The sequence below is a fragment of the Ideonella oryzae genome, from assembly GCF_024055665.1.
Lineage (GTDB): Bacteria > Pseudomonadota > Gammaproteobacteria > Burkholderiales > Burkholderiaceae_C > Ideonella > Ideonella oryzae.
Genome location: NZ_JAMXMC010000001.1, coordinates 116,785 through 140,923, shown reverse-complemented (window position 1 = coordinate 140,923; position 24,139 = coordinate 116,785). Strand labels below are relative to the sequence as shown.

The 24,139-nt window shown below is 69.0% G+C and carries 23 protein-coding genes and 1 tRNA gene; 7 read left to right on the top strand and 17 right to left on the bottom strand.

The features are described 5' to 3' along the window. Positions 1-3: 3 nt before the first annotated feature. The 3 genes from M0L44_RS00705 to M0L44_RS00695 are packed head-to-tail and all read right to left on the bottom strand — an operon-like array spanning position 4 to position 2,902. A complete protein-coding gene (locus M0L44_RS00705; protein ID WP_252767690.1) occupies positions 4-1,671 on the bottom strand; it encodes a sensor histidine kinase in 1,668 nt (555 codons plus the stop codon). Next, positions 1,668-2,525 (bottom strand): HD-GYP domain-containing protein, encoded by an 858-nt coding sequence (locus tag M0L44_RS00700; RefSeq protein ID WP_252767689.1) that lies wholly within the window; start codon positions 2,523-2,525, stop codon positions 1,668-1,670. Before M0L44_RS00700 ends, M0L44_RS00705 begins: the two co-directional genes overlap by 4 nt. Continuing rightward, positions 2,522-2,902, bottom strand: coding sequence for a response regulator transcription factor (locus M0L44_RS00695; RefSeq protein WP_252767688.1), 381 nt, complete (start codon positions 2,900-2,902; stop codon positions 2,522-2,524). Before M0L44_RS00695 ends, M0L44_RS00700 begins: the two co-directional genes overlap by 4 nt. 113 nt (positions 2,903-3,015) lie before the next feature. Here M0L44_RS00695 and M0L44_RS00690 point away from each other — a divergent pair, with 113 nt between their 5' ends. Both M0L44_RS00690 and M0L44_RS00685 read left to right on the top strand, forming a co-directional pair. After that, positions 3,016-3,645, top strand: coding sequence for a helix-turn-helix domain-containing protein (locus M0L44_RS00690; protein ID WP_252767687.1), 630 nt, complete (start codon positions 3,016-3,018; stop codon positions 3,643-3,645). Further along, on the top strand, positions 3,642-4,382 hold the full coding sequence (locus M0L44_RS00685) for a response regulator (protein ID WP_252767686.1): 741 nt from the start codon (positions 3,642-3,644) through the stop codon (positions 4,380-4,382). Before M0L44_RS00690 ends, M0L44_RS00685 begins: the two co-directional genes overlap by 4 nt. 6 nt (positions 4,383-4,388) lie before the next feature. Here M0L44_RS00685 and M0L44_RS00680 read toward each other — a convergent pair whose 3' ends face one another. From M0L44_RS00680 to M0L44_RS00670, 3 genes are all read right to left on the bottom strand, one after another. Next, positions 4,389-5,156 carry a polyprenyl synthetase family protein gene (locus M0L44_RS00680; RefSeq protein WP_252767685.1) on the bottom strand — a complete coding sequence of 256 codons (768 nt, stop codon included), beginning with the start codon at positions 5,154-5,156 and terminating at the stop codon, positions 4,389-4,391. A 109-nt stretch (positions 5,157-5,265) separates the two neighbouring features. Then, positions 5,266-5,865 (bottom strand): c-type cytochrome, encoded by a 600-nt coding sequence (locus M0L44_RS00675; RefSeq protein ID WP_252767684.1) that lies wholly within the window; start codon positions 5,863-5,865, stop codon positions 5,266-5,268. Between the two features lie 26 nt (positions 5,866-5,891). Then, positions 5,892-7,625, bottom strand: a complete 1,734-nt coding sequence (locus tag M0L44_RS00670) for a pyrroloquinoline quinone-dependent dehydrogenase (protein WP_435526373.1) — start codon at positions 7,623-7,625, stop codon at positions 5,892-5,894. A gap of 228 nt (positions 7,626-7,853) precedes the next feature. Here M0L44_RS00670 and M0L44_RS00665 point away from each other — a divergent pair, with 228 nt between their 5' ends. Further along, on the top strand, positions 7,854-8,534 hold the full coding sequence (locus M0L44_RS00665) for an ankyrin repeat domain-containing protein (protein ID WP_252767683.1): 681 nt from the start codon (positions 7,854-7,856) through the stop codon (positions 8,532-8,534). Between the two features lie 18 nt (positions 8,535-8,552). Here M0L44_RS00665 and mepK read toward each other — a convergent pair whose 3' ends face one another. The 3 genes from mepK to arsC all read right to left on the bottom strand — a co-directional run bounded on the left by mepK (position 8,553) and on the right by arsC (position 11,165). Beyond that, positions 8,553-9,113, bottom strand: a complete 561-nt coding sequence (gene mepK, locus M0L44_RS00660; RefSeq protein ID WP_252767682.1) for a peptidoglycan L,D-endopeptidase MepK — start codon at positions 9,111-9,113, stop codon at positions 8,553-8,555. 44 nt (positions 9,114-9,157) lie between these two features. After that, the gene (locus M0L44_RS00655) at positions 9,158-10,741 is read right to left on the bottom strand and encodes a L,D-transpeptidase family protein (RefSeq protein ID WP_252767681.1); all 1,584 of its coding nucleotides are present in this window, start codon (positions 10,739-10,741) and stop codon (positions 9,158-9,160) included. A gap of 64 nt (positions 10,742-10,805) precedes the next feature. Continuing rightward, complete coding sequence (gene arsC / locus M0L44_RS00650) at positions 10,806-11,165, bottom strand: arsenate reductase (glutaredoxin) (protein ID WP_252767680.1); 360 nt, start codon at positions 11,163-11,165, stop codon at positions 10,806-10,808. 65 nt (positions 11,166-11,230) lie between these two features. Here arsC and M0L44_RS00645 point away from each other — a divergent pair, with 65 nt between their 5' ends. Together M0L44_RS00645 and M0L44_RS00640 are read left to right on the top strand one after the other, a co-directional pair. Next, positions 11,231-11,539 carry a YciI family protein gene (locus M0L44_RS00645; protein WP_252767679.1) on the top strand — a complete coding sequence of 103 codons (309 nt, stop codon included), beginning with the start codon at positions 11,231-11,233 and terminating at the stop codon, positions 11,537-11,539. 2 nt (positions 11,540-11,541) lie between these two features. Then, positions 11,542-11,859 carry a hypothetical protein gene (locus M0L44_RS00640; RefSeq protein WP_252767678.1) on the top strand — a complete coding sequence of 106 codons (318 nt, stop codon included), beginning with the start codon at positions 11,542-11,544 and terminating at the stop codon, positions 11,857-11,859. Here M0L44_RS00640 and M0L44_RS00635 read toward each other — a convergent pair. The 4 genes from M0L44_RS00635 to M0L44_RS00620 all read right to left on the bottom strand — a co-directional run bounded on the left by M0L44_RS00635 (position 11,856) and on the right by M0L44_RS00620 (position 17,756). Then, positions 11,856-14,525 carry a putative bifunctional diguanylate cyclase/phosphodiesterase gene (locus M0L44_RS00635; RefSeq protein ID WP_252767677.1) on the bottom strand — a complete coding sequence of 890 codons (2,670 nt, stop codon included), beginning with the start codon at positions 14,523-14,525 and terminating at the stop codon, positions 11,856-11,858. The genes M0L44_RS00640 and M0L44_RS00635 overlap by 4 nt on opposite strands. 70 nt (positions 14,526-14,595) lie before the next feature. Then, positions 14,596-16,113, bottom strand: coding sequence for a methyl-accepting chemotaxis protein (locus M0L44_RS22050; protein ID WP_290429025.1), 1,518 nt, complete (start codon positions 16,111-16,113; stop codon positions 14,596-14,598). Between the two features lie 82 nt (positions 16,114-16,195). After that, positions 16,196-16,594 carry a hypothetical protein gene (locus M0L44_RS00625; RefSeq protein WP_252767676.1) on the bottom strand — a complete coding sequence of 133 codons (399 nt, stop codon included), beginning with the start codon at positions 16,592-16,594 and terminating at the stop codon, positions 16,196-16,198. Positions 16,595-16,619: 25 nt separating this feature from the next. Further along, complete coding sequence (locus M0L44_RS00620; protein WP_252767675.1) at positions 16,620-17,756, bottom strand: hypothetical protein; 1,137 nt, start codon at positions 17,754-17,756, stop codon at positions 16,620-16,622. Positions 17,757-18,038: 282 nt separating this feature from the next. Between M0L44_RS00620 and M0L44_RS00615 the strand changes: the two genes are divergently transcribed. Beyond that, a tRNA-Leu gene (locus M0L44_RS00615) sits at positions 18,039-18,123 on the top strand. A gap of 101 nt (positions 18,124-18,224) precedes the next feature. Here the strand turns inward: M0L44_RS00615 and M0L44_RS00610 are convergent. The 3 genes from M0L44_RS00610 to M0L44_RS00600 form a co-directional block, all read right to left on the bottom strand. After that, positions 18,225-19,391 carry a nucleotide sugar dehydrogenase gene (locus M0L44_RS00610; RefSeq protein WP_252767674.1) on the bottom strand — a complete coding sequence of 389 codons (1,167 nt, stop codon included), beginning with the start codon at positions 19,389-19,391 and terminating at the stop codon, positions 18,225-18,227. A gap of 49 nt (positions 19,392-19,440) precedes the next feature. Continuing rightward, positions 19,441-21,237, bottom strand: coding sequence for an EAL domain-containing protein (locus M0L44_RS00605; RefSeq protein ID WP_252767673.1), 1,797 nt, complete (start codon positions 21,235-21,237; stop codon positions 19,441-19,443). A gap of 95 nt (positions 21,238-21,332) precedes the next feature. Further along, positions 21,333-22,094 carry an SDR family oxidoreductase gene (locus tag M0L44_RS00600; RefSeq protein WP_252767672.1) on the bottom strand — a complete coding sequence of 254 codons (762 nt, stop codon included), beginning with the start codon at positions 22,092-22,094 and terminating at the stop codon, positions 21,333-21,335. A 138-nt stretch (positions 22,095-22,232) separates the two neighbouring features. On the opposite strand from M0L44_RS00600, the gene M0L44_RS00595 reads away from it, so the two are divergent. After that, positions 22,233-23,579 carry a ferredoxin reductase family protein gene (locus M0L44_RS00595; protein ID WP_252767671.1) on the top strand — a complete coding sequence of 449 codons (1,347 nt, stop codon included), beginning with the start codon at positions 22,233-22,235 and terminating at the stop codon, positions 23,577-23,579. A 3-nt stretch (positions 23,580-23,582) separates the two neighbouring features. On the opposite strand, the gene M0L44_RS00590 is transcribed toward M0L44_RS00595, so the two are convergent. Further along, complete coding sequence (locus M0L44_RS00590; RefSeq protein WP_252767670.1) at positions 23,583-24,122, bottom strand: thioesterase family protein; 540 nt, start codon at positions 24,120-24,122, stop codon at positions 23,583-23,585. Positions 24,123-24,139 lie beyond the last annotated feature (17 nt).

Here is a 24,139-nt window from a genome sequence, read left to right as displayed (position 1 = left end):
GGGTCAGACCAAAAGGGCCGGTGACGTGTCCTGCAGGGCCAGGTCGCCGGAGAGGGTGTCGGAGAAGCCCCGGCTGGGCAGGCGCAGTTCGAACTGGCTGCCGCCGTCAGGCATGTTGCGGGCCGAGATGGCGCCGCCGTGGGCTTGCATGATCTTGCGGCTGATCGCCAGCCCCAGGCCGGTGCCACCCGAGCCGTCCTTGGTCTGGCTCGACTGCACGAAAGCCTCGAAGATGGTTTCCAGTTCGGTGTCGGGGATGCCGGGACCGTGGTCCCGCACCCACAGCAGGATGTCGCCTTCCACGCTCAGGTCGCCGCCCAATTCCAGGCTGCCGCGTTCGGGCGAGAACTTGATGGCGTTGGCGAGCACGTTGCGCACCACCTGCTGCAGGCGCAGCGGGTCCACCTTGGCGGACAGTGGGAACTCGCCCAACTGCAGATCCAGGTGCAGGCGCTTGGCGCTCAGCAGCGGAGCCAGCTCGGCCACCACGGCGCGCACCGGCCGGCGGATGTCCATGCGTTCGAGGTGGAAGGTGCCGACCGTGCATTCGATCTTGGAGACGTCGAGCAGGTCGTTGACCAGAGCCAGCATGCGCTGACCGGCGGCATGCACATCCGAGAACATCGCGGCCAGCCGAGGCTGCTCCTGGGCGCGCAGGGTGCCCAGCTCCGAGAAGCCGAGGATGGACTGCAGTGGCGTGCGCAGCTCGTGGCTGATGTTGGCCACGAACTCTGACTTGGCGCGCGAGGCTTCCTCGGCCAGGTCGCGTGCTTCGCGGATGTGCCGCTCCGCATCCCGGAACTCGGTCACATCGGTCAGGGCCGTGAGGATGCCTGCGGGGTGGCCATCGCCTTTGGGCACCAGCACGCGGGTGATGATGACGTCGCGTTCGGCACCCTGGGCATCCGGGATGCGGGCCTCGTAGCGGATGCGCTGGCCCGTGCGCAGCATCGTCTGGCGCTGTACCTCGTGCATGGGCAACTGAGCCGGGTCGAGCAGGCTGCTGGTGCGGCGGTGGATGACCTCGTCCCGGTGCAGTCCCCGGAAGGCCTCCCAGGCCTGGTTGACGGTGATGTAGCGGTCCTCTTCATCGACCAGCGAGATCGGCAGCGGGCTGATCTCCAGCAGCAGGTCGCTGAAGTCCCGCTGGGCACTCAGCCGTTCCTCGATCTCGACCCGTTCGGTCACATCGACCGCCGAGCCGGAGTAGCCGGCGATCTGCTGGCCGGTGAACCAGGGCACCACCGACACATCGAAGTGCCGCACCGTGCCGTCCTCGCTCTGCACGCGAAAGCGTCCCTTGCGGCGGGCGGCGCCCATGCGGGCGTCCAGCAGTGGTGCGAAGTCGCTGCGGCAGGATGGCGGCACCAGGTTCAGCAGGGGGCGGCCCAGCGCGCGGCGGGCCGATTCACCCACCACGCTGAACCAGCGGTCGTTCAGGTAGATCACCCGACCTTCGGCGTCGGTGCGGAAGATCAGCTCCTGCACGCTGCGCAACAGCACATGCAGTTCACGTTCGCGCGTTCGGACTTCTGCGCGCGCCCGGTCCAGCTCGCTTTGCAGGCGCTGGCAGTGCGCACGGTGGCGTCGCAGCCCAGACAGGCCGGCCGCCAGAACGCCCAGGCTCAGCAGGGCGACCAGGACGGGGAGTCCGATGAGCAGGGTGTTCATGGTGTCGCGCAGCCTTCCCACGCGCCGGACGCGACCATGGGCTCGGGCACGGTGCCAAACTCGGACAGGAACTTGCGCACATTGAGCAGAGGCGCGCCCGCCAGGCTCTCCACCGCACCGTCGCCCTGGTTGATCCGTTCGCGCAGGGCCACCAGGGCCTGTGCGTGGGCGATGAACATGTCCACCACCTGGGGGTCGAAGCTGCGCCCGCGTTCGCCGGCCAGCATGGACAGGGCCTCTCCCACGCTGAAGGCCGGTCGGTACACCCGGTCCATGGCCAGGGCATCGAAGTAGTCGGCCACCGCGACGATGCGCCCGGTGATGGGGATGGCGTTGCCCGCCAGACCTGCCGGGTAGCCGCGGCCGTCCCAGCGTTCATGGTGGGTCTGGGCCACCTCGGCGGCCATCTGGAACAGCGGGATGCGCGAGCGCCCCAGGATGTGGGCACCGATGGCGGCATGCTCGTTCATCTGCCGCCGTTCCTCGGGGTCCAGCGGGCCGGGCTTCTTCAGCACCGCATCGGCCACGCCGATCTTGCCGATGTCGTGCATGGGGGCCGCCTTGCGCAGCATGGCCGCGGCCTCGCTGCTCAGGCCCAGCAACAGGGCCAGGGCCTCGGAGAGATAGCCGATGCGGATGATGTGGTTGCCGGTGTCCGTGTCGCGGTAGTCGGCCGCCAGGGCCAGGCGCAGCAGGGCCTCGTGGTGGGCGGCGGCCACTTCCTCGAGCGCGGCATTGCGCTCGCGGTACATCTGCCGCAGGTCCATGACCAGCTGCTCCATCTGCGCGGCCGATGCGGTGTCGAAGCGGTTCGCATCTCCGGGCAGGGGAAGGTTGCGCAGCGGGGCGTTCATGGCTGGGTGCCGGACGGGCTGAGCTCGTCGATGACCTTGATCAGCTGCAGCGGGCTGAAGGGCTTGACCAGGTAGGCGTCGGAGCCGGCCTGCTGCCCGCGTTCCACGTCCGCCGCCGTGCCGCGGGCCGACAGGATCACCACCCGGCTGTGGGCCAGCGTCGGGTCGGCCTTGACCCGGCGGCAGACCTCCAGGCCATCGAGTTCGCCCGGCATCATCACATCCAGCAGGATCACGTCCGGGCGCAGCTCCTGCGCCTGGGCCAGCCCGCTGGCACCGTTGTTGGCCTCGAACACCTCGCAGGCCTCGAACTCCAGCGTCATGCGGATCAGGCGGCGGATGTCAGCGTGGTCTTCCACGACAAGCACTTTTTTCATGGCGAGGGTCCGGGATCGGTGCGGAAATCAGATGTGAGTATCATATTTGCAGAATTTGCAGAATCAACATTGATATAATAGGCGTAAATGCCCAATACGGTACTTTTCCACGGATGAACAGCTCAGACGACACCGTGTCCCCCGGCGCCTACACCACCCAGGAGGTGGCACGCCTGCTGGGGCTGGCGGTTCGCTCGGTTCAGCTGATGGTGGACCGGGGCGATCTGCGGGCCTGGAAGACACCGGGCGGCCACCGCCGCATCGATCCGGCCTCGGTGGCGGCCTGGCAGGCCCGGCAGCAGGGCCAGACCGTTTCCGGCGCCGCGCCGGCCAGTGCTCCGGCGGCCCCGGTTCGGCGGCTGCGCGCACTGCTCATCGAAGATTCCGTGCATTACCAGAACCTGGTGGGCCTGCTGCTGCGCCGGGCCCTGCCCGAGGCCGACTTCCAGGTGGCCAGCGATGGCATCGTCGGTCTGGCCCAGGTGGGGCAGTGGCAGCCGGATCTGCTGATCGTCGACCTGCTGTTGCCCGGCATCGATGGCGCGGCCCTGATCTCCTCCCTGCGCTCGCAGCCCATGTTCAGCGCCATGCGCTTGCTGGTCATCACCTCGCTGACGCCCGGGGAGCTCGCACCTTACGCCCTGGCCCTGGAGGGGCTGCCGGTGGTCCACAAGGCCCAGCTGGTGACGGCCTTGCCCCCGCTGCTGGTGGCCCAGGCCGCGGCCGTGGGAGCCACCGCGTGACGGTCCGGCGGCCCTGGGTGGTGCTGGTGGAGGACGATGCCGCGGTCCGGCAGTTCGTCACCCTGGCCCTGGAAGACCTGCCCGTGACGGTGCGGGCCTGCGCCACGGTGGACGAGGCCTTGGCTGTCCTGCGCGAAGGGCCCGCCAGCCTGGTGCTGACTGATCTGCGCTTGGTGGGGGACTCCGGCCTGCGCCTGCTGGAAGTGCTGGCGGGCGACCCGGCCTTGCGGGGGCCGGCGCGGCTGGCAGTGTTCAGCGGCGAAGGGGGCCCTCACATGCCCGAGGCCTGGGCGGCGCTGGGGGTGTGGCGGGTGGTGCCCAAGCCGGCGTCGGTGAAGGCGCTGACCGCCTGTGTTGAAGCGGCGCTGGCAGGCGAGGGCGCACCGCAGGATGGCACTGCGCCGGGTGAGGCCGTGCCGCGCGGCGCCGTGGCCGCCATCGCCAGCCATTTCGGCGGTGACCAGGCACTCTACGAGGCCTTCCGCGCGGGGGCTCGGGCCCAGTTTCCGGCCGATCGGGCGGCAGGCACGCTGGCCTGTCAGCGGGGGGATGCTGCCACCCTGCGCCACCTGGGACACAGCCTGCGCACGGTGCTGGGTCTGCTGGGCGAGCCCGACGCGGCCGAACAGGCCTGGCAGTTGCAGAAGGCGGCGGAGCAGCCGGCTGTGGACGCGTCGCGCCTGTGTGAGGCCTGGCGGCCGCTGGATGCCGCGCTGGTCCGCCTGGTGTCCGCCTGAGGCGCCTCAGGCCAGCGCGGGCTTGGGCTGGTGCAGTGCCTGCTCGACAAACGCCACCAAGGCGGCGGCGCGGCCGACCAGACCCGGCGCCGGGTTCAGCCGGGCGTCGAGCCGCCGGGCAGCCCGCTGGGCGCCCGCCAGTGCGCGTTGGGCCCGCCAGCGGTAGCCCTCGGCCTCGTCGGCTTCGCTGTGCTCGACCAGGGCGGTCAGGGCGTGCAGGGCCTGCAGCCGCAGGCCCAGCCGGCGTGCCGGCCGGGCGAGTTCGCCCTGGCCCGACAGGATGGCGCCCGCCTCGGCGGCCACGCCGGCCAGGGCCAGGTCCAGGGCCGCGCGGCGGCGGTCACGGCTGCGCCCGCGCGAGTCGGCCTCAAGCACGCGATTGTCCTGCTCGCAGGTGTGGGTGATGGTGCGGGCCACGCGGTCCAGCACGGCCAGGTCCCGGCAGCGGATCAAGACCTTGAAGGCGGCACTGGTGAGGTAGTCGCCGGCCAGCACGCAGGCGCCGGTGCCCATCATGGCGGGCACGCCGGTGCCGTCCTCCAGCCGCACATGCAGGCGCTGCAGACTCACATGCACGAGATCCAGGGCGACCCCCACGTCCATGGCCGCTTGACCCTCGCCCAGGCAGCAGGCCAGCAGGCCCCGCAGGGCGCCCAGCCGTTGCGCGAAGTGCATCTCGAGCGCGAGCTGCACCGTCTCCGCCTGGCAGGTGAGGGTGTCCTGCACCTGGGCGCGGATGCGGGGTAGCAGGGATTCCGGGTACTTCGGGGTCACAGGGCGCAGGTGAGGCGGGCGGCCAGGGGCAGCACCGGATCTCCGGTGTGTGGAACGGGCATTTTAGGGGAAGGCCCGAAGTGGCCGCGATCTGGTCCGCGTTGTGTCCTCACAGCCCCGCAAGGTAGTGCGCGATGTTCTCAATGTCGGCGCCCGACAAGGTGGACGAGACCGCCGTCATGTTGCCGGCGTCGTTGGTCCGTTGGCGCGTTTTGAAATCGGTCAGCTGCTTGACGATGTAGGCGTAGTGCTGGCCCGCCACCCTCGGAATCTCGTTCTGCCCGGCAAAGCCGCCGAGGTGGCACATGGTGCACAGCGTTTCGTCCGCCTTGGCCTTTCCCAGCCGGGCCTTTTCGGCATCCACGCGGAAGGTGGTCTGCCCATAGGGCTTCTGCGCGCCGTACCAGGCGGCCAGTTCGCGCATCTGGTCCCGTGTGAGGGTGGCCGCGATGGCCGACATCATCGGATCGTGGCGTCGCCCCTCCTGAAAGTCGCGCAGCTGCAGATAGATGTAGCGCGGCGTCTGGCCCGCCAGGATCGGGTACTGCGGCTTGTCCGACTGGCCGGCGTGCGCATGGCAGGCCACGCAGATCTCGGCACCGGCCGGCGCCCCGGCGGGCAGCACCGGGGTGGTGGGGACCATGCGCGCGGGCGCGGGTTCCGAAGCAGGCTCCGGCTGGGCCAGGACCACGCCGCCTGCCAAGGCCATGGTGGCAAGGGCGGTCGCGCGCGCCCTCATGGCAAGGCGAACACCACCACCGAGTTGCCGCGCTTGAAGTCCAGCTGCGTGTTGCCGCCGGCGGCCACGGCCACGTACTGCTTGCCATTGACCATGTAGGACACGGCCGGGGCGTTCACCCCGGCACCGGCCTGATACTCCCAGAGCTTCTTGCCGGTGCTGGCATCGAAGGCGCGGAAGTAGCCGTTGCCCTCACCGTTGAACACCAGCCCACCGGCGGTGGCGAGCACGCCGCCAATCAGGGGCTGCTCGGTGTCCACTTTCCAGGCCATCTTGCCGGTGTCGATGTTGACGGCGGCCAGCCGTCCCCACTGCTTTTCCCCCGGAACCACCTTGAACGCGCCGCCCAGCCACAGCTTGCCGCCGGGGTACTGGGCTTCTTCCACGTGGTAAGTCATCGGCTGGTGCAGGTTGGCTGCGTAGACCAGGCGCGTCTTGGGGCTGAAGGCCATCGGGCTCCATTCGACGCCGCCGTTGGCGCCCGGCAGCATGCGCGCGCCGGTCTTGGTGGGCAGCGACCACATGGCCTCCTGCGGCACCATGGCCTCGCTGAAGCGGATCAGCTCGCCGGTGGCCCGATCATGCACGTAGACATGCCCCGTCTTGCCCCCGTGGATGGCCACCTTGCGCATCTGGCCGCTCTTGTCCCGGGCCTCCGTCAGGATGACGGGTGACACTGCGTCCAGGTCCCACACGTCGTGGGACACGTACTGGTAGTGCCACTTGTAGGCCCCGGTGTTCAGGTCCAGCGCGACCATCGAATCGGTGTAGAGGTTGTCTCCCGGGCGTTCGGCGCCGTACAGATCAGGGCTGGGGTTGCCGACCACGAAGAACACCGTGTGGGTGTCTCGATCGACGGCCGGCGCCATCCACACGCCGCCGCCCAGCGTCTTGTAGAAGTCGCCGCCCTGCTTGGCCAACTGGGCCTTCTCGGCAGCGATGTCGCGCAGCATGTTGCGGCCGGTGGCATCGTTGACCGCCCAAGCCCCTTCGTGCCCCTTCTCGGGGATGGTGTAGAAGGTCCAGAGCAGCGCGCCGGTGTTGGCATCGAAGGCCTTCACAAAGCCGCGAATGCCGTATTCGCCCCCGTTGGTGCCGATGAGCACCTTGCCATCGACGGCCACCGGTGCCATGGTTTCGCTGTAGCCCAGCTCCGGATCGGCGATCTGCGACATCCACAGCACCTTGCCCGTCTTCGCATCCAGCGAGATGAGCTTTGCGTCCAGGGTGCCCATGAAGAGGCGGTCGCCCAGCACGGCCACGCCGCGGTTGTTCGGGCCGCAGCAGAAGGTCGTCACCGGCCCCATTTTGTGCTTGTAGTGCCAGAACTCCTTGCCCGTGGCCGCGTCCAGCGCGTAGACATGGTTGTACGAGGTGGTGATGTACATGATGCCGTCGACCACGATGGGCGCGGTTTCCATCGATTCCAGCACCTCGGTCTGGAAGGTGAACGCCGGCTTGAGCTTGGCGACATTGCCTGCGTTGATCTGCGCCGCCGGGTAGTACCGGGTCTGCGCATAGCTCATGTTCGAGTGGAGGAAGTTCGCGCCGTCCCGGTCGGCCGCGTCCAATTGGCCCTGACTGACCGACACCGATTTCGGCACCGGGCTGCCCGTGGGGGCGGCGGCCCCCTGGATTTCGGCCTGGGCCCGAGCAGCCCCAGCGGCTGTCCACAGAACGGCGCCAAGCAACAAGCCTGCGAGCGCAGGCCGCATCATGCGTGATGACATGTTGTCTCCTCTTTGCTGCCGGTGCGCCGGATCTCAGCGGATCGGCGCGCCCACTCTTCTTCGGGGGCTGAGGCGGCGTGGAGGGCTCGGCAAAGACGGTGGACACCTGCTGCACAGGGGCCCGAACAGTCGGGTCGCGCGCTTGACCTCGGGGCGCAGAATAGTCTCAAATTTCACAAATGGGAACGGGTCTTTCACGCTGCACAGCAGCATGCGGAGGTCGCTGAGATGACGCCATACCGAGTCCTCAACCGTGTCCTCCACCGTGTGCTGGCGGCCTGCCTCATCGGTCTGGCCGCACTGCCGTCGGCACAGGCCCAGCCCACCTCCAATCCGAGCATCCATGCCCAGTTGCTGGTGGCCGCCCGCCAGGGGGACCTGGCCGCTGTGGAGCGAGCGTTGACGTCAGGGGCCTCACCCAACGCGCGCAACCCCCTGGGCAAGACGGCGCTGCTGATGGCCGCCGAGCGGGGCCGCGACGACCTGGCCCGACGGCTCATCTCGGCGGGGGCCGATGTGAACCTGGCCTCGGTCGAAGAGGTGACCCCCCTGATGGCCGCCTGCTATGGCGGGCATGTCGGCCTGGTGCGCCTGCTGCTGGCGGCTGGCGCACACACTGAGCCACTGGACCGCATGCACCGCACCGCCGCCGTCTACGCGGCAGGCCAGGGTCACGCCGAGGTGCTGGCCGCCTTGCTGGAGCACGGCGTCGCCATCGACACGGCCTATGCGCACGGTCTGACGGCCTTGATGTGGGCTGCGGGCGAGGGCCATGCCGAGGCGGTGCACCTGCTGCTGGCCCGTGGTGCGCGGGTCGACCTGCGGGACGACCGCGGCCTCACGGCCGCGCAGATGGCCCGCGACGCCGGCCATGCCCCGCTGGCCGACGAGCTGACCGTCGCCCGCTGAGCAGGAACTCCGGGATCGTCACCAGCGGCGCACGCGGCCGGTGTCGATGTGCACGAACTGCTCGCGGGGATAGAAGCCCACGCCGCCGCCCTGCAGGGACAGCGCCGCGTCGCGCAGGGCGGTCAGCGGCACACCGGCCAGCCGTACGTCAATGGCCTGGCCCACCATGTGCAGGCTGTTCGTGGCCACGCCGCCGCCGCGGGTGCTCTTGAGCGTGGCATTGGTCGTGGGGCAGCGGTAGCCGGAGATGACCTCGAACTCGCCCGTGCTGCCCAGGCGGCTGCGCACCTGGTGCAGCAGGTCAAACAGATTCGGGTCCATCACGCCCACCTGGCCGCTGTAGTGGTCGCGCAGGAAGTGGTTCAGCGTGACCAGCGAGTCGTCGAGGAACTGGCCGCCGACGGCGTAGACCAGATCGACCCGCTCCTGGGTGTGGGTGTTGTAGAAGGCCAGCTCGCGGCGTTGGGCCAGACTGGCCAGGGCCTGGCGGGGCGCCACCAACGCGGGCACCGCGCCCGCGGCCAAGCCGGCGGAACGGTGCAGGAAACGGCGGCGATCTGGGTGATGTGTCTTGCTCATGCTTTCAACATGGACCTGGGCTGACCACCGTGCGATGCCCTGGATCAAGAAACCTTGGGGGCCTTGAGCGCGGCATCGAGCAGCTTGTCCTGCCCGTAGAGATCGGCGAAGAAATAGGGTCGACCGTGTTTGACCAGCGCAGTTCCGTAGGCGATCAGCACCGGGATGGGGTGGCTCAGCTTCAGCGTGCTGGATTCCCCCTTGGTCATGGCCGCCACGATACGCTCCTCGGTCCAATCCGGCATGTCCTGCAGCACGAACTTGGCCAGCTCGACGGGTTTCTCCACCCGGATGCAGCCGTGGCTGAAGTCCCGCCGCTCCTTCTCGAAGAGCTGGGTGGCCGGGGTGTGGTGCAGGTAGATGTTGTCGTTGTTGGGGAAGACAAACTTGATGTCGCCCAGCGCGTTCTCCGGGCCGGGGCGTTGGCGGATGCGCATCTGGCCGGCCAGCACCGCGTCCAGGTTGGCGCTGCTGACCGCGCGCAGCACCCGGCCATCGCCAGCCACGAACTCCATGCCTTCGCGTTCCAGGTAGCCCGGGTCCCGGCGCAGCTTGGGCACCGTTTCCTTGCGGGCGATGCTCGGCGGGATGTTCCAGTAGGGGCTGAACTCGATGAAGCGCATATCCTCGTCGAAGATCGGCGTGCGGGTGTTGAGCGCCTTGCCGACAATCACCTTCATCTCGGTCTTCACCGTGATCTCGTCGCCATGCACCTCGTAGCCGCGCAGCACGAACTCCGGCAGGTTGATGGTGATCATGCGCGGCCCCTGGGCGATCGGCGTCCAGCGCAGGCGCTCCATGGTCAGCGCGATCTGGCGCACCCGCTCGGCCGGCGACACGTTCAGCGCGGCCAGGGTGCCGGCCCCGATCACGCCATCGTCGTTCAGGCCATGGCGCTGCTGGAAGGCCTGTACCGCGTCGACCAGCGGGCCCTGGTAGCTGGCCGGCGTGGTCGCCTTGGGGTCCAGGTCGCCCAGCAACTGCAGGCGCTGGCGCAGCAGGTCCAGCCCCGCCCAGGCCTGGCCGGCTTCCAGCTTGGGCGGGCGGCCCTTCTGACGGCTGGCGGGCAGGGCGGGCAACGCTTGCTGCCAGGCCGCGGGCGTGCCCAGGGCCCGGTAGCTGGCCAGGGTTTCGCGCAGCGCACCGTAGAGCGCGGTGCGGGGGGCGGCGGCCTGGGCCGCTTCGGCCAGTCGGCCGGCGGCAAAGGCCTGCTGCAGGGCCGCGGCGGCGTCGAAGCCGCCGGCCCGGAGGCCGTCGTAGTTCTGCTGCAGCTGCCGGGGGCTGACCCGGCCGCCGTGCAGCTCACGCAGATAGCGCAGGACCTGGGTGCTCAGACGCTGGGAGAGCTGGGCTGCCGCCTCGGCCGGCAGAGGTTGGCCCTGGGCGGCCTGCGCCACGGCTTGGCCCAAGGCCTGGGCCTGGTAGTCCTGTGGGTCCAGGCCCTGGCTGGCGGCATCGGCCAGCAGGGCCACGGCCTGGCGGGCGAGGGCACCGGGCCGGCCGCCGGGCAGCCAGTCCAGTGGGGCCGGGGCGGATTCATCCGTGGCCCAGCTCAGGGTGGGCTGGCCCAGGGTGGCGCCCAGCAGGCTGCCCGCCAGCGTGCGGGCGATCAGGTCGCGTCGTTTCATGGTTTGGATTGTGCGAGAGGACCCACCGCCATCCCGTAGGACGGCGGGCCGTGAGGCCGAAGGTTCAGGCCGACGGCAGCAGGTCCTTGAGCACCTCGGCCGGCCGGCACAGGCGGCTGCCGCGTGTGGTGACCACGATCGGGCGATTGATCAGTTCCGGGTGGGCCAGCATGGCGTCCAGCAGCTGGTCGTCGCTCAGGGCCGGATCGGCCAGGCCCAGGGCCTCGTAGCACTCGCCCTTGGCACGCAGCAGGCCGCGCACGCCCACGCCGCAGTCGCGGGCCAGGCGCTGCAGCGTGGCGCGGTCCGGTGGGGTCTTGAGGTACTGGATGACCTCGGGCTCGATGCCGGCCTCGCGCAGGGCGGCCAGCACGTTGCGGGAGGTGCCGCACTGGGGGTTGTGGTAAATCGTGACGGTGCTCATGCGGGGATTGTCCCGCGCCGGGCGGGGTTCTCGGCACAATCCTCCTGATCGCCTCAGGAGTCCCCATGTTCATCGTTCTGCTGCACTATGTGCAGCCCCTGTCTGCAGTGGAGCAGCATCTCGAGGCCCACCGGGCCTACCTCGACGCGCACTACGCTGCGGGTCACTTTCTGGCCTCGGGGGCGCAGGTGCCCCGGGTTGGCGGCGTGATCCTGGCCCGGGTGGGCGAACGGGCCGCGCTGGACGCCATCCTGGCCGAGGACCCATTCCAGCGGGCCGGCGTGGCCCAGTACCAGGTGATCGAGTTCCAGCCGAGCAAGTTCGCCCCGGGGGCCGAAACCCTGTTCGCACAGGCCTGCGTGGCGGCATCCTGACCATGAGCGACGACCAACTCACCCCGCTGCCCGAGAGCTTTCTGGCCTTGCTGGGCGGCCGCCCTTTGCGCGGACAGGCGGCGCAGGCCGAGCTGCGCGGGCGCTACGAGCTGTGCGAGGACCTGGCCAGCACGCTGGTGCCCAGCGCCCAGGCGCTGCTGCACGACGACGGCCTGACCGAGGAGGATGTGCTCTGGCGCTGCCACCTCGGGCTGGCTCAGCCGGCCTCGGGCCTGCAGGGCGGGGAGGCCGGCTGGGTGGTGCGCCGTCTGGCCGAGCTGCTGAACTGGCCCTGCCCGCCGCTGGACGAGCCCGCCTAGTCGTTGCTGGCCGGCAGGGATTGGCGCTCGCTCAGCCAGCCGTCGAGCACCTCGGCCGGCATGGGCCGGGCGAACAGGTAGCCCTGGCCGTAGTCGCAGCCGGCCTCGGCCAGCAGGTCGCGCTGGGTCGGGGTTTCCACACCCTCGGCCACCACCTGCATGCCCAGCTCGTGCGCCATCCGGATGATGGCCTTGCACAGGGCCAGCGTCGGACTGCCCGGCCCCAGATCGCGCACGAAGGCCTGGTCGATCTTCAGGATGTCGATCGGGTAGCGGTGCAGGTAGGACAGCGAGGAGTAGCCGGTGCCGAAATCGTCCATGGCCACATGCATGCCGGCCTGGCGCATCTGGGTCAGCTGCTGGCTGACCTCCTGAGAGGCATCCAGCAGCAGGCCTTCGGTGATCTCCACCGTCATGCAGTCGCCCGGCAGGCCACGCTGGCGCAGCTGCTCCGCCCAGGCATCCCCTTGTCCCCCGAGGCGAAACTGCACGGGTGACTTGTTGATGCTGACGCTGAAGCCCGGGTCGTGCACGGCCCGCCAGTGCGCCACCTGGGCCATAGCCTGCTGGAACACCCACTCGCCGATCTCGCGGATCAGGCCGGTGGATTCGGCGATCGGAATGAACTGGGCCGGGCTGACCATGCCCCGGTTGGGGTGGTGCCAGCGCAGCAGGGCCTCGGCCTTGCGCACCGTGCCGCTGGCCAGGTGGACGATGGGCTGGTAGTGCACCTCCAGCTGGTGGCCCGGCAGGGCATCGTGCAGGTCGTTGGCCAGGCGCATGCGGGTCTGGGCCACTTCCTGCAGGGCGGGCGTGAAGTAGCGAAAGCCGTTGCGCCCGCCGTCCTTGGCCACGTACAGCGCCTGGTCGGCATGCTTGAGCAGGTCGTCGATGGTCTGGGCATCGGCCGGGGCCAGCGCGATGCCGATGCTGGCGGTGACGTGCACCCGTTCGGGGCCCAGGGCGAAGGGCTCGCGCAGTCGGTCGATGATGCGGTGGGCCAGGTCGTCGATCTGATCCGGGGTGGACACCTGGGGCAGCAGCACGGTGAATTCGTCGCCGCCCATGCGGGCCACCGTGTCGGTCTGCCGCACGCAGCGGCTGATGCGCTGCGCGGCTTCGACCAGCAGCAGGTCGCCGTGGCCGTGGCCCAGGGTGTCGTTGACCTCCTTGAAGCGGTCCAGGTCGATCAGCATCAGGGCCAGGGCGTGGCCACTGGCCAGGCAGCGCTTGACTTCTTCCTCCAGCCGCAGCCGCAGCATGTGCCGGTTGGGCAGGCCGGTCAGCGTGTCGAAGTGGGCCTGACGCCAGATCACCGCCTCGGACTGCTTGCGCCGGGAGATGTCGGTGTGGGTGCCGATCATGCGCAGTGGGCGGCCCTGGGCATCCCGCGCGATGACCATGCCCCGGCTGAGCACCCACTTCCAGCTGCCGTCCTTGCAGAGGATGCGGTGCTCGTGCACATAGCTGGGCGTGCGGCCCTCCAGGTGGTCGGCGCGGGCCTGGGCCATCGAGGCCCGGTCGTCGGGGTGGGTGCGCTCGTCCATGGCGGCCGCCAGGTCCGGCACGGACACCGCATCCAGGCCGTACATCTCGCGGAAACGGTCGGAGAACACCTCGACCCCGCTGACCAGATCCCAGTCCCACACGCCGTCGCCGGCGCATTCCAGGGCCAGCTTCCAGCGTGTCTCGCTTTCCCGCAGGGCCGCTTCGGCACGCTTGCGCTCGGTGACGTCGATGATCAGGCCCATGCGCACCAGGCCCTCGGGCGTGTCTTCCGGCGGCGCGGTGGTCAGCTCCACCCATTTGACCTGGCCATCCCGGGCCAGGATGCGGAACTCGGTGGCGATGGGCTGCTTCTGCCGCCGCGCCGAGGTGATGAGGGTCTGCAGCCCGTCCCGGTCTTCGGGATGTCGATGACGTTCGAGGGCCTGGCTGTCCTGCAGCACCTCCTCGGGGTGCAGGCCGTAGAGCCGCTCCACCCCGGGGCTGACATAGGTGAATCGGCGCTCCTTGCCCTGGATGCACAGGCGAAAGATCACGCCGGGCACCTGGGCGGCCATCTGGCGGAAGGTGTTCTCCGCGCGGTGGTGTTCCGCCACGGCGGCCTGCAGCCCATGCAGCATGGCCGCTGCGGCGGAGACCATCAGCACGTCGGCCAGCAGCGTGTTGAGGGCGATGACCGTGAAGGCGGCCGGCCCTTCCAGGCCGGCATGCAGGGCGCCGTATCCCAGGTCGGCGGCCACCCCCAGCAGCAGCCAAGTCAGGGCATTGACCAGCAGGGACATCAGGGCCGCACGGGTGCTCAGCAGCAGGACGGCCAGCACCGGTACGCTCATCAGATAGGCCTGCCCCACCAGGCCGACCCACCAGAGCAGGGCCGTGCCCAGCAAGTGCACCAGGGCCAGCAGGCCGCCGGCGCGCAGGCGCAAAGGCAGTCTCTTGGCCTGCCGCAGCCCCGCGAGCAGCAGCAGCACCAGGGCATCGAGCAGCAGCACCGGGTAGAGCGAGCGGTCCCAGGCCAGGGCCATGCTGGGCAGGGCCACCAGCACGCCCAGGCAAAGCATCAGTGTGAGCAAGGCCTGCAGCACATGCTCTCGCCAGGTGGGCAAGTCGCGGGGGCTGCCCATGGCCTTGAGCAGCATCCGGCGGAATGATTCAAGCACAGCGAACCTCCCTCCCGTCGCGCCTATGCTGCCACGAGAGCAGGAGGGAGGACATACCCCTGACCGGGAATCAGGGGTGGGCCGCCAGCCGGAAGGTGGCGACGGCGCCACTCAGCCGCTGGGCCTGGGTCCTCAGACTCTCGGCCGCGGCGGAGGCCTGCTCCACCAGGGCTGCGTTCTGCTGCGTGGCACCATCGAGTGAGGCCACCGATTGGTTGATCAGGCCGATGCCGCTGCTCTGTTCGTGCGTGGCGTGGGTGATGTCGCCGATCATGCGGGTGACCTTCTCCACGTCGGCGCTGATCTCCTGCATCGCGCTGCCGGCGGACTGCACTAGGCGCGAACCGCTTTCCACCTTCTCGCTGGAGGCGAGGATCAAGGTCTTGATCTCCCGTGCGGCATTGGCGCTGCGCTGCGCCAGGGTGCGCACCTCGCCGGCCACCACGGCAAAGCCGCGGCCCTGCTCACCGGCCCGGGCGGCTTCCACTGCAGCGTTCAGCGCCAGGATGTTGGTCTGGAAGGCGATGCCGTCGATCACGCCGATGATGTCCGAGATCTTGCGGCTGGCCTCACTGATCTCCTGCATGTTGTTGACCACGTTGCCGACGATCTCGTTGCCGCGGATGGCGGCATGGACGGCCTGCTGGGCCAGGTCGTTGGCGGTGTTGGCCACTTCCGCGCTCTGCTGCACCGAGCCGGTCAGCTGCTCGATCGATCCGGCCGTGGATTGCAGGTTGGAGGCCGTCTGTTCGGTGCGGGCGGAGAGGTCCAGGTTGCCGCTGGCGATTTCGGAGGATGCGGTGGTGATCGAGTCGGTCGCTTCCCGGATGGTATGCACCGTCTCGGAGAGCCTGCGGGTCATCGTTGCAAAGCTCGCGCTCAGCGAGCGGGTGTCCTTGGGGTGCACGGGAATGTGCACGTTCAGGTCACCCTCGGCCACCCGGCGCACGGCACCGGCCAGCTCCATCGGCTCGCTGCCGATGTCGCGCCAGACGGAGACGATGACGCGGTGGGAGGTGACACCCAGCACCAGCAGCACGACCAGGCCGGTCAGGCCGGACAGCCATTGGTTGCGGCTCACGCCCCGGGTGGCGGCCGTGAAGCTGTCGGCCTGGGCCTCGCGGGCGGCGGCCTCCTGGGTCGCCAGCTGCTTCTCGAACTCCGCCTGCCTGGCCTGCATGGCCGGCAGCAGGGCCGAGAAGTCCTGCTTGTCCAGCATGGCCTTGGTGGCGGCCAGCGCGGTGTCGTGCCAGCCGTTGAAGGACTGGCGCAGTGCCTGGGCGCTGTCGGCCTTGCCTTCCAGCGCGGCGGCTGTGTCGAGCGCCTTGGCCGCATCGGCCTGCAGCGGCTTGAGTTCGTCGAGCTTGCCGGGGTCGCCCTCGGAGGCGGCCGACTGAAGCGTCATGCGCAGCTGTTCGGCATCCCGGCCCACGCGCAGCATGGAGTCCAGGTAGGGGTTGTCGACGTTCTGCAGATGCGCCAGGGTGGTCTGGGTGCTGTGGCCCACCACGATGGCACTGCTCAGGCCGACGATGAACACGCCGGCGGCGGCCAGCGGCAGCATCCAGATCTTGGTGCGGAACTTCATGTGCGGATCCTTCGGGGCAGGCTTTGAGAACCAGGGGACCGGCGGCGGGCGCTGCTCCGTGCCCGCCGCCAGGCGTTCCCGATCAGTTCAGGGTGACCAGTACCTTGACCGAGCCATCGACCGCCGACTTGTCGATGTAGCCGATGGTCTTGGGATCGGCGGCCACGGCCTTCTTCACTGCGGCAGCGTCCGGGTACTCCTTGGGCGGTTGGCCCTTGCCGGTGAACACCAGGCGCGACCAGGTGGCCTTCACCTGGGCGGCGTCGCGGCCAGTGGCCTTGGTGTAGAACTCGCCGCGCAGCGGGTTGCCTTCGGGCAGGTCCACCGGCGTGGCGGCGTTGCTCTTGCCCAGGTAGACGTCGGCCACCTGCTCCTTGGTCAGGGCGGCGGCCGCGGGGGCGCCGATGACGACCAGTTCGGCATGGGCCGCACCCAGCAGACCCGACAGCAGGGCGGCGCCCAGGATGATTTGATACTTCATGTTGTGTGTCCTGCGGGTGGAGCGATCAGAAGACGAAGTCGGCGCCCAGGCTGAACACCGAGACCTTGCGCTGGCTGGTGGCGTCCGGGGTGACGAAGGCCTCCGGGTCGTTGGCCTTGAACTGATCGACCTGGGCCTTCAGGGCGATGTTGGGGGCCACGTCGTAGCGCAGGCTCACACCGATGCTCGACGGGTGGGTCTTGTCCGCGCCGCCCATCATCTCGTTGTCGGCCTTGGACCAGATCACCATCGGCAGCACGCTGCCGAAGCGCCAGCCGGCGGCCACGTAGGCGTACTTGCCTTCGATGACCTTGCCCACCATGGGCATGGCGTTCTGCGTGCGGCGCGCCCATTCGCCCAGAACCAGGGCCGAGCCGTTGTCGTACTGCAGGCCGGCGCTGACGTACTTGTCGTGGATGGTCGGCTCGATGCCCGGGATGCCGGTGAACGGGGTGTTCAGGCGCACCGTGCCCACGCGGGCGGTCCAGTCGCTGTATTCGGCGGTGGCGCTGAAGGCGTAAGTGTCCTTGCTGTCGATGTGGAAGGCACCCAGGTGCGGCAGCACGCCGTAGGCCTCGGCCTTGCCGTAGGTGGCCTGGGCCGACAGGTTGACGCCACCGAAGCTGTCACGCCAGTTGGCCTGCACACCGTCCAGGTTGCTCATCAGCTGGCTGGAATACAGGTGCAGCGGCGCGCGCAGCCAGGGGGCCGCATAGCCGACGTTAAGGGAGTCGGACAGCAGGAAGGCCGGCAGCACGACGCGGCCCAGGCGCAGGTTCAGCGAGGGTAGGGCGTTGTACTGGGCGTACAGCCATTCGACCTGCGGATCGAAATCCTTGTCGCGTCCGAAGTCGGCGTCCTCGGCGCCGGTCATGCGGCGCTGGCCCACCAGCTGGCCGGTGACCGACAGGTCGGCGTTGAACTTGACCACCGCCTGGATGCCGAAACGCGAATCGTTGCCCAGGTCGATGGATTGCCCGACGCCCTTCGAGCGGCTGGCCTTGGAGCGGAACTCCAGTTGGTCGTCGTTCGTCGCGGTGGCGGCCACGGTGCCGTAGCCACTCACGTCCACGGTCACGCCATTGCCGACTTCGACCGCATGGGCGGACGTGAGAAGGCAGGCGGCCAGGGCGACCGCGTGCAGGGCGGGGGTTTTCTTCATGAGGAGGGTCCTTCCGATCAAACGGTGGCGCTTCGGGCCTTCTGTGAGGCCCTGGCGGCGAAGTTGTGTCGGAAGGTTATCGACGGCCACTGTTCCGTCTTGACACAAAAAGTGCCGGGTTTTGGCCCGTCTTTCGCGGGAATAGGGCAAACCCTAGGGGGTGTGCTAGTCCGCGGAAATCTCGCCCCACGCTTGCGCGGTCCTCAAAAACCATGCTATAGTGCGCAGCTTACCGGGGCAGCTGCTTTAGACGCATGTCGGAAGCAAAAGCCTCAGTCACCTGCCCAGGTGGCGGAATTGGTAGACGCACTAGTTTCAGGTACTAGCGGGTAACTCCGTGGAGGTTCGAGTCCTCTCCTGGGCACCAAACAGCCAACGGCCTGCACAGCAATGTGCAGGCCGTTTCGCTTTGTGGGGCCGTCTGGGGCCGTCCGGACCACCGCCCGGCCCGGGCGGTGTCCTGGAAGCTCAGTCCTGACCGAACAGATCCCGGGTGTAGACCCGGTCCTGCACGCCCTGCAGCTCGGGCACCAGGCGGTTGGCCACGATCACGTCGGCCTGGGCCAGGAAGCTGGGCAGATCGTGCAGCACCCTGGAGCCGAAGAAGCTCTCGTCCTTCAGGGCCGGTTCGTAGACGATGACCTCCACGCCCTTGGCCTTGATGCGCTTCATGATCCCCTGGATGCTGCTGGCGCGGAAGTTGTCCGAGCCGGCCTTCATGATCAGCCGGTGGATGCCCACCACCTTGGGCTGGCGCCGCAGGATGTCGTCGGCCACGAAGTCCTTGCGCGTGGTGTTGGAGTCCACGATGGCACGGATCAGCGTCTGCGGCACCTGGTTGTAGTTGGCCAGCAGCTGCTTGGTGTCCTTGGGCAGGCAATAGCCGCCGTAGCCGAAGCTCGGGTTGTTGTAGTGGTCGCCGATGCGTGGGTCCAGGCACACGCCGTCGATGATCTGGCGCGTGTCCAGACCATGCGTGGCGGCGTAGGTGTCCAGTTCATTGAAGTAGGCCACCCGCATGGCCAGGTAGGTGTTGGCAAAGAGCTTGATCGCCTCGGCCTCGGTGCTGTCGGTCAGCAGCACCGGCGCGTCGGGCTTCTGGGAGCCCTCGCGCAGCAGGTCGGCAAAGCGCCGGGCCCGCTCGCTCTTCTCGCCCACCACGATGCGTGAAGGGTGCAGGTTGTCGTACAGCGCCTTGCCTTCGCGCAGGAATTCCGGCGAGAAGATCAGGTTCTGGCAGCCCAACTCGGCGCTGAGCGCCCGGGTGTAGCCCACCGGCACCGTGGACTTGATGACCATCACCGCCTCGGGGGCCAGGGCCATCACGTCACGCACCACCGCCTCCACCGAACGGGTGTTGAAGTAGTTGGTGGCGGGGTCGTAGTCGGTGGGGGTGGCGATGATCACGTAGTCGGCCCCCGCATAGGCCTGCGCCTTGTCGAGCGTGAAGCTCAGATCGAGCTTGCGGTGGGCCAGGAAGTCCTCGATCTCGCGGTCCGCGATCGGGCTGCGCCCCGCATTGAGCATCGCCACCTTGTCGGCGTCGATGTCCAGACCCACCACCTCGTGGTGCTGGGCCAGCAGCACGGCGTTGGACAGGCCCACATAGCCGGTCCCTGCAACGGCAATCTTCATCTCTTCCTCATCACCGGATGGAATGTCCGGACATGCCTTGATTCTCGCCTCAGTTGGCCGAGAGAGCCTGTCCCGAAGGGGAAGGATGCGGGGGGCGGAGTGTGTCCATGTGCAGCCCGCCGCCCAGGGCCTTGGCCTGGCGCTTGGCCCGGGCCGCGGCATTGGCCACATCCTCGGGGCGCAGGTTGGGGGCCGCCTCGGCGATCTGCACCGCCCCCACGCTGAGTGTGGTCAGCGGGTGAAAGCGCAGATTGCCATGCCGGTCTTCGGCCATCACGCCGCCGGCCAGGCGCTCGGCCTCGTCATAGAGCCCCGCGGCAGCGGTGTTGAAGTCGGCCAGGGTCTGTCGGCTGCGCGCCTCCCAGTCATCGCTCTGGAACAGTGCGACGAAGTCGTCGCCGCCCACATGGCCGACGAAATCGCGGCGCGGATCCGCCTGGCGGGTGATGGCTTGCGCAGCCAGCAGGATCATCTCGTCACCCCGCCAGTAGCCGTACAGGTCGTTGAAGGGCTTGAACTGGTTGAGGTCGAAATAGCAGGCCACGAAGCCACGGCCGGCCTCCAGCAGGCGTTCGATGTGCTGGGTGATGGGGATGTTGCCGGGCAGCAAGGTCAGCGGATTGGCGTGGCGCGCCGCCTCGATGCGGGCCTCGGTCACCGCGCGCACCAGGTCTTCACCAGCACCCAGCCCGCGGTAGCGGCCATGCTCGACGATGATCACCCCCTCGGACAGGTAGCGCTGGTCTTCGCTGGTCAACACGGCGGTCAGGGTGTCGATGTCCGCGGTCAGGTCCAGCAGACGCGGCGACAGGTTGGCCGACAGCGTGCAGGACTGACGGCCGTAAAGCTCCTTGAAGTAGGGCTTGGCGTACTGCGTGACAAAGCGCGTGCGGCTCACCAGGCCCAGAGGGCGCTGGCCTTCGTCCACGATGGCGATCGCGTGCGCGGCTTCGTCGGCCGAGAAACGCTGCAGCAGGTCGTCGTTGCTCAGGGCCGGCGTGACCGGCGCGATTTCCCGCAGCACCTGCGGCACGGCAGCGCGCCGGTGGGCGGTGCGCCGCCGCTCCGGGAAGACGGCCAGGTCCTTGCGCTCGATCACGGCCAGCGCCGGGGGCAGGGCGCTGGCCACCGGCAAGGCCGCCGGCCGCCCCAGCAGCCAGCCCTGGCCCAGGCGGATGCCCAGGTCGCGCACCAGGTGCAGCTCGTCCTCGGTCTCGATGCCCTCGGCGATCAGCGTCGAACCGAACACCTGGGCGATCTGGATCAGCGCCCGCAGCGTCTGCAGCTTTTCCGGGTGCTGGGGCAACTGGTGCACGAAGTAACGGTCGATCTTGACGAACTCGGGCTTGAGCTCCGACCACAGCCGCAGGCTGGAGCGGCCGTCGCCGAAATCATCGAGCGCGATCTGCACCTTGTGGCGCCGCAGCCGGGCCACGGCAGCCTCCAGCGCAGCGATGTCGCGCACCCGCTCGTGTTCGGTCAATTCGATGACCACGCCGTTGGCGGACAGGGCCTCGCCCTCGGTCAGGGTCAGCAGCAGGTTCAGGTCGGCCTGGGCCAGCGCGGTGACGAGGGCCTGGGCACTGAGGTTGACGAACAGCCGGCCCGCCGGGCGCAGCGCCATCCAGGCCCGCAAGGCCAGGCGCACACACTCGATTTCCAGGGCGACGGCGCAGCCCTCCTCACGCGCAGCCGCGAAGAGCTCGTCGGGCGTGCGCCAGCGGCAGCCCGACGGCATGCGGATCAGCGCTTCATGAGCGGCGCTGCGGCCCTCTGCCAGGTCCGCGATGGGCTGGAAGTGGGGGTGCAGGCCACCCTGCGCCAGAAGGGCCTCGACGGTTCCCACTGCGGCGATGGATGTGACTGAATGAAACGTCCTGACCATAGCGCGGGAGGATGTCGGCACCGTGACGCCGCCACGGCGGCGTCACGGACAGGGCCTCAGAGCCGGATGCCGCCGTCCACCTCGATGCAGCGGCCGGTGAAGTAGTCGTTTTCGAAGATGAACTGCGCGGCCTGGGCGATCTCCTCGGGCTGGCCGGTGCGGCGCAACGGCACCGCCGACAGCAGCTTGTCCATGGTCTCGGCCGGGATGGTCTGCAGGATCTCGGTGGCCGTGAAGCCCGGGGCGATGGCGCCGGTGCGGATGCCGAAGCGCGCCAGCTCGCGGGCCCACACCGTGGTCATCGACACCACGCCGGCCTTGGCCGCGCTGTAGTTGGTCTGGCCCATGTTGCCCGCGCGGGACACGCTGGACAGGCTGACGATCACCCCGCCGTGGCCGGCGTGCACCATCTGCTCGGCCGCCGCGCGGGTGCACAGGAAGACGCCGGTCAGGTTGACGTCGATGACTGCCTGCCAGGCGGCCAGGCTCATGCGGTCGGTCACCTGCCCGTCGCGCACCTTCAGCAGCAGGCTGTCGCGGGTGATGCCGGCGTTGTTGACCAGACCGTCGAAGCGGCCGAAGTCCTCGGCGATGCGGGCCATCACCGCATCCACCTGGCCCTCGCCGGCCACGTTGGCGGTGTAGGCCCGGGCCTGCACGCCCAGGGCCTGGCACTCGGCCTGCGTGGCGGCCAGGGCCTCCGGGTCACGGTCGATCAGGGCCAGATCCGCGCCGCGGCGGCCCAGGGTCAGGGCGATGGCGCGGCCGATGCCGCGGGCGGCGCCCGTGATGGCGATGGTCTTGTGGGACAAATCCATGGGAAATCCAGACAAACTGCGGAAACCAGAGAAGCTCCGATTGAACCATTTGACGGGTCGCAAATCGCTCCACATTTCCTGCAATTTCGCCGGGCACAGTGGCTCTCATTGAAACGTGCCTGTTGAATGGATCCCGTCATGCGAACGCTTGCCTTCCAACGCCATTTCGCCGTGGGCCTGCTGCTGTTGAGCGGCCTGTGGCTGTGGGCCGATCCCCGTTGGCTGCAGCCCCAGACCTACTTCGGCTTTCGCGCCGTGGCCATGCAGTACAGCGGCGTCGTCGCCATCGCCGCCATGTCGGTGGCCATGATCCTGGCCACCCGCCCGCGCTGGCTGGAAACGCCGCTGACCGGCCTGGACAAGATGTACCGCCTGCACAAGTGGCTGGGCATCACCGCCCTGGGGGTGTCCGTCGTCCACTGGTGGCTGGGGCAGGGCAGCAAATGGATGGTGCAATGGGGCTGGGTGACCCGGGGCGCGCGGCCGCCGCGCGGCGCCGCACCGGATCAGGATGCGTTGCAAGCCTGGCTGGGCAGCCAGCGGCACCTGGCCGAGACCGTGGGCGAATGGACCTTCTATGCCGTGGCGGTGCTGCTGGTGCTGGCCCTCATCAAGCGCATTCCGTACAAGCTGTTTGCCAAGACACACACCTGGATGGCCGCGCTGTACCTGGCCCTGGTGTTCCACACCGTGGTGCTCACGCAGTTCAGCTACTGGGGCCAGCCCCTGGGCTGGGTGATGCTGCCGCTGCTGCTGGGCGGCGTGGCCAGCGCCGTGTGGGTGCTGACCGGGCAGGTGGGCCGCAGCCGCCGGGTGCAGGCTACGGTGGTGGCGCTGCAGGAATATCCGGCCCTGCAGACGCTGGCGACCGAACTGGTGGCTGAGCCCGGGTGGCCGGGCCACCAGGCGGGGCAGTTCGCCTTCCTGACCGTCGATGCCAAGGAAGGGCCGCACCCCTTCACGCTGGCCTCGGCCTGGGACCCGGCCACCCGCCGCCTGCGCTTTGTCACCAAGGCCTTGGGCGACCACACGGGCCTGCTGCCTTCGCTGTTGCGTGAAGGGCAGCGCGTGACCGTGGAAGGCCCGTACGGACGCTTCAACTTCGAGGACGGGCGGTCGCGCCAGATCTGGGTGGGGGCGGGCATCGGCATCACGCCCTTCATCGCACGGCTCAAACAGCTGGCGCGCCGGCCTGAGCGTGGCACCGAGATCGACCTCTTCCACGCGACGCCCGTGCTGGACGCCACCGCCATTGAGAAGCTGCAGCAGGACGCCCGTGCCGCGGGCGTGCGCCTGCATGTGTGGGTGGATAGCCGCGACGGCCTGCTCGACGGCGAGCGCATCCGCGCCCAGGTGCCTGGCTGGCAGCAGGCCAGCCTGTGGTTCTGCGGGCCGGCCGGCTTTGGCCGCAGCCTGGTGAAGGACTTCATGGCGCGCGGCCTGCCGTCGGCCGCCTTCCACCAAGAGCTGTTCGAGATGCGTTGAGCCTCAGACGCTTGGCGCGTCGGCCGGCTTGCGGCCCTCCTCCTGCCGCAGCCTGCCGCTCAGCCCATCGCAGGCGCGGCCCCAGTCTTCCACCCAGGCGGGCAGGGGTGGCGAGGCCTCCTCGCCCATCTCGCGGGCGAACTCGCGCGGGTCCACCGTGCCCTGGGCACTGCGGAAAGTGCCGCGCATCACCACCACGCCGATCACCCGGCCCGCGCGCACGAAGCGGTGTTCCGTGATCATCCACTTGGTGTCCCAGCCCAGCAGCCGGGTGTGGATTTCGAAAGCCTGGAACAGGCGCAGCTCCTGACGGAACTTGCCCCAGACATCGGCCACGATGGGCACGGCCCGGTGGCGCAGGGCCACCCGGTGGGCACCGCTGCGCAGCACGAAGTCCATGCGTCCCACATCGGCCAGCGTGAAGTAGCGGCCGTTGGTCACATGGCGGTTCAGGTCCAGGTCCAGCGGCCAGACCCGCATGCGCACCACGGTGCTGTCCAGTCCATGTACCGGCCGGCGCCAGGGTCGGCGCAGCAACATCATCAACAGGCGAAACCAGA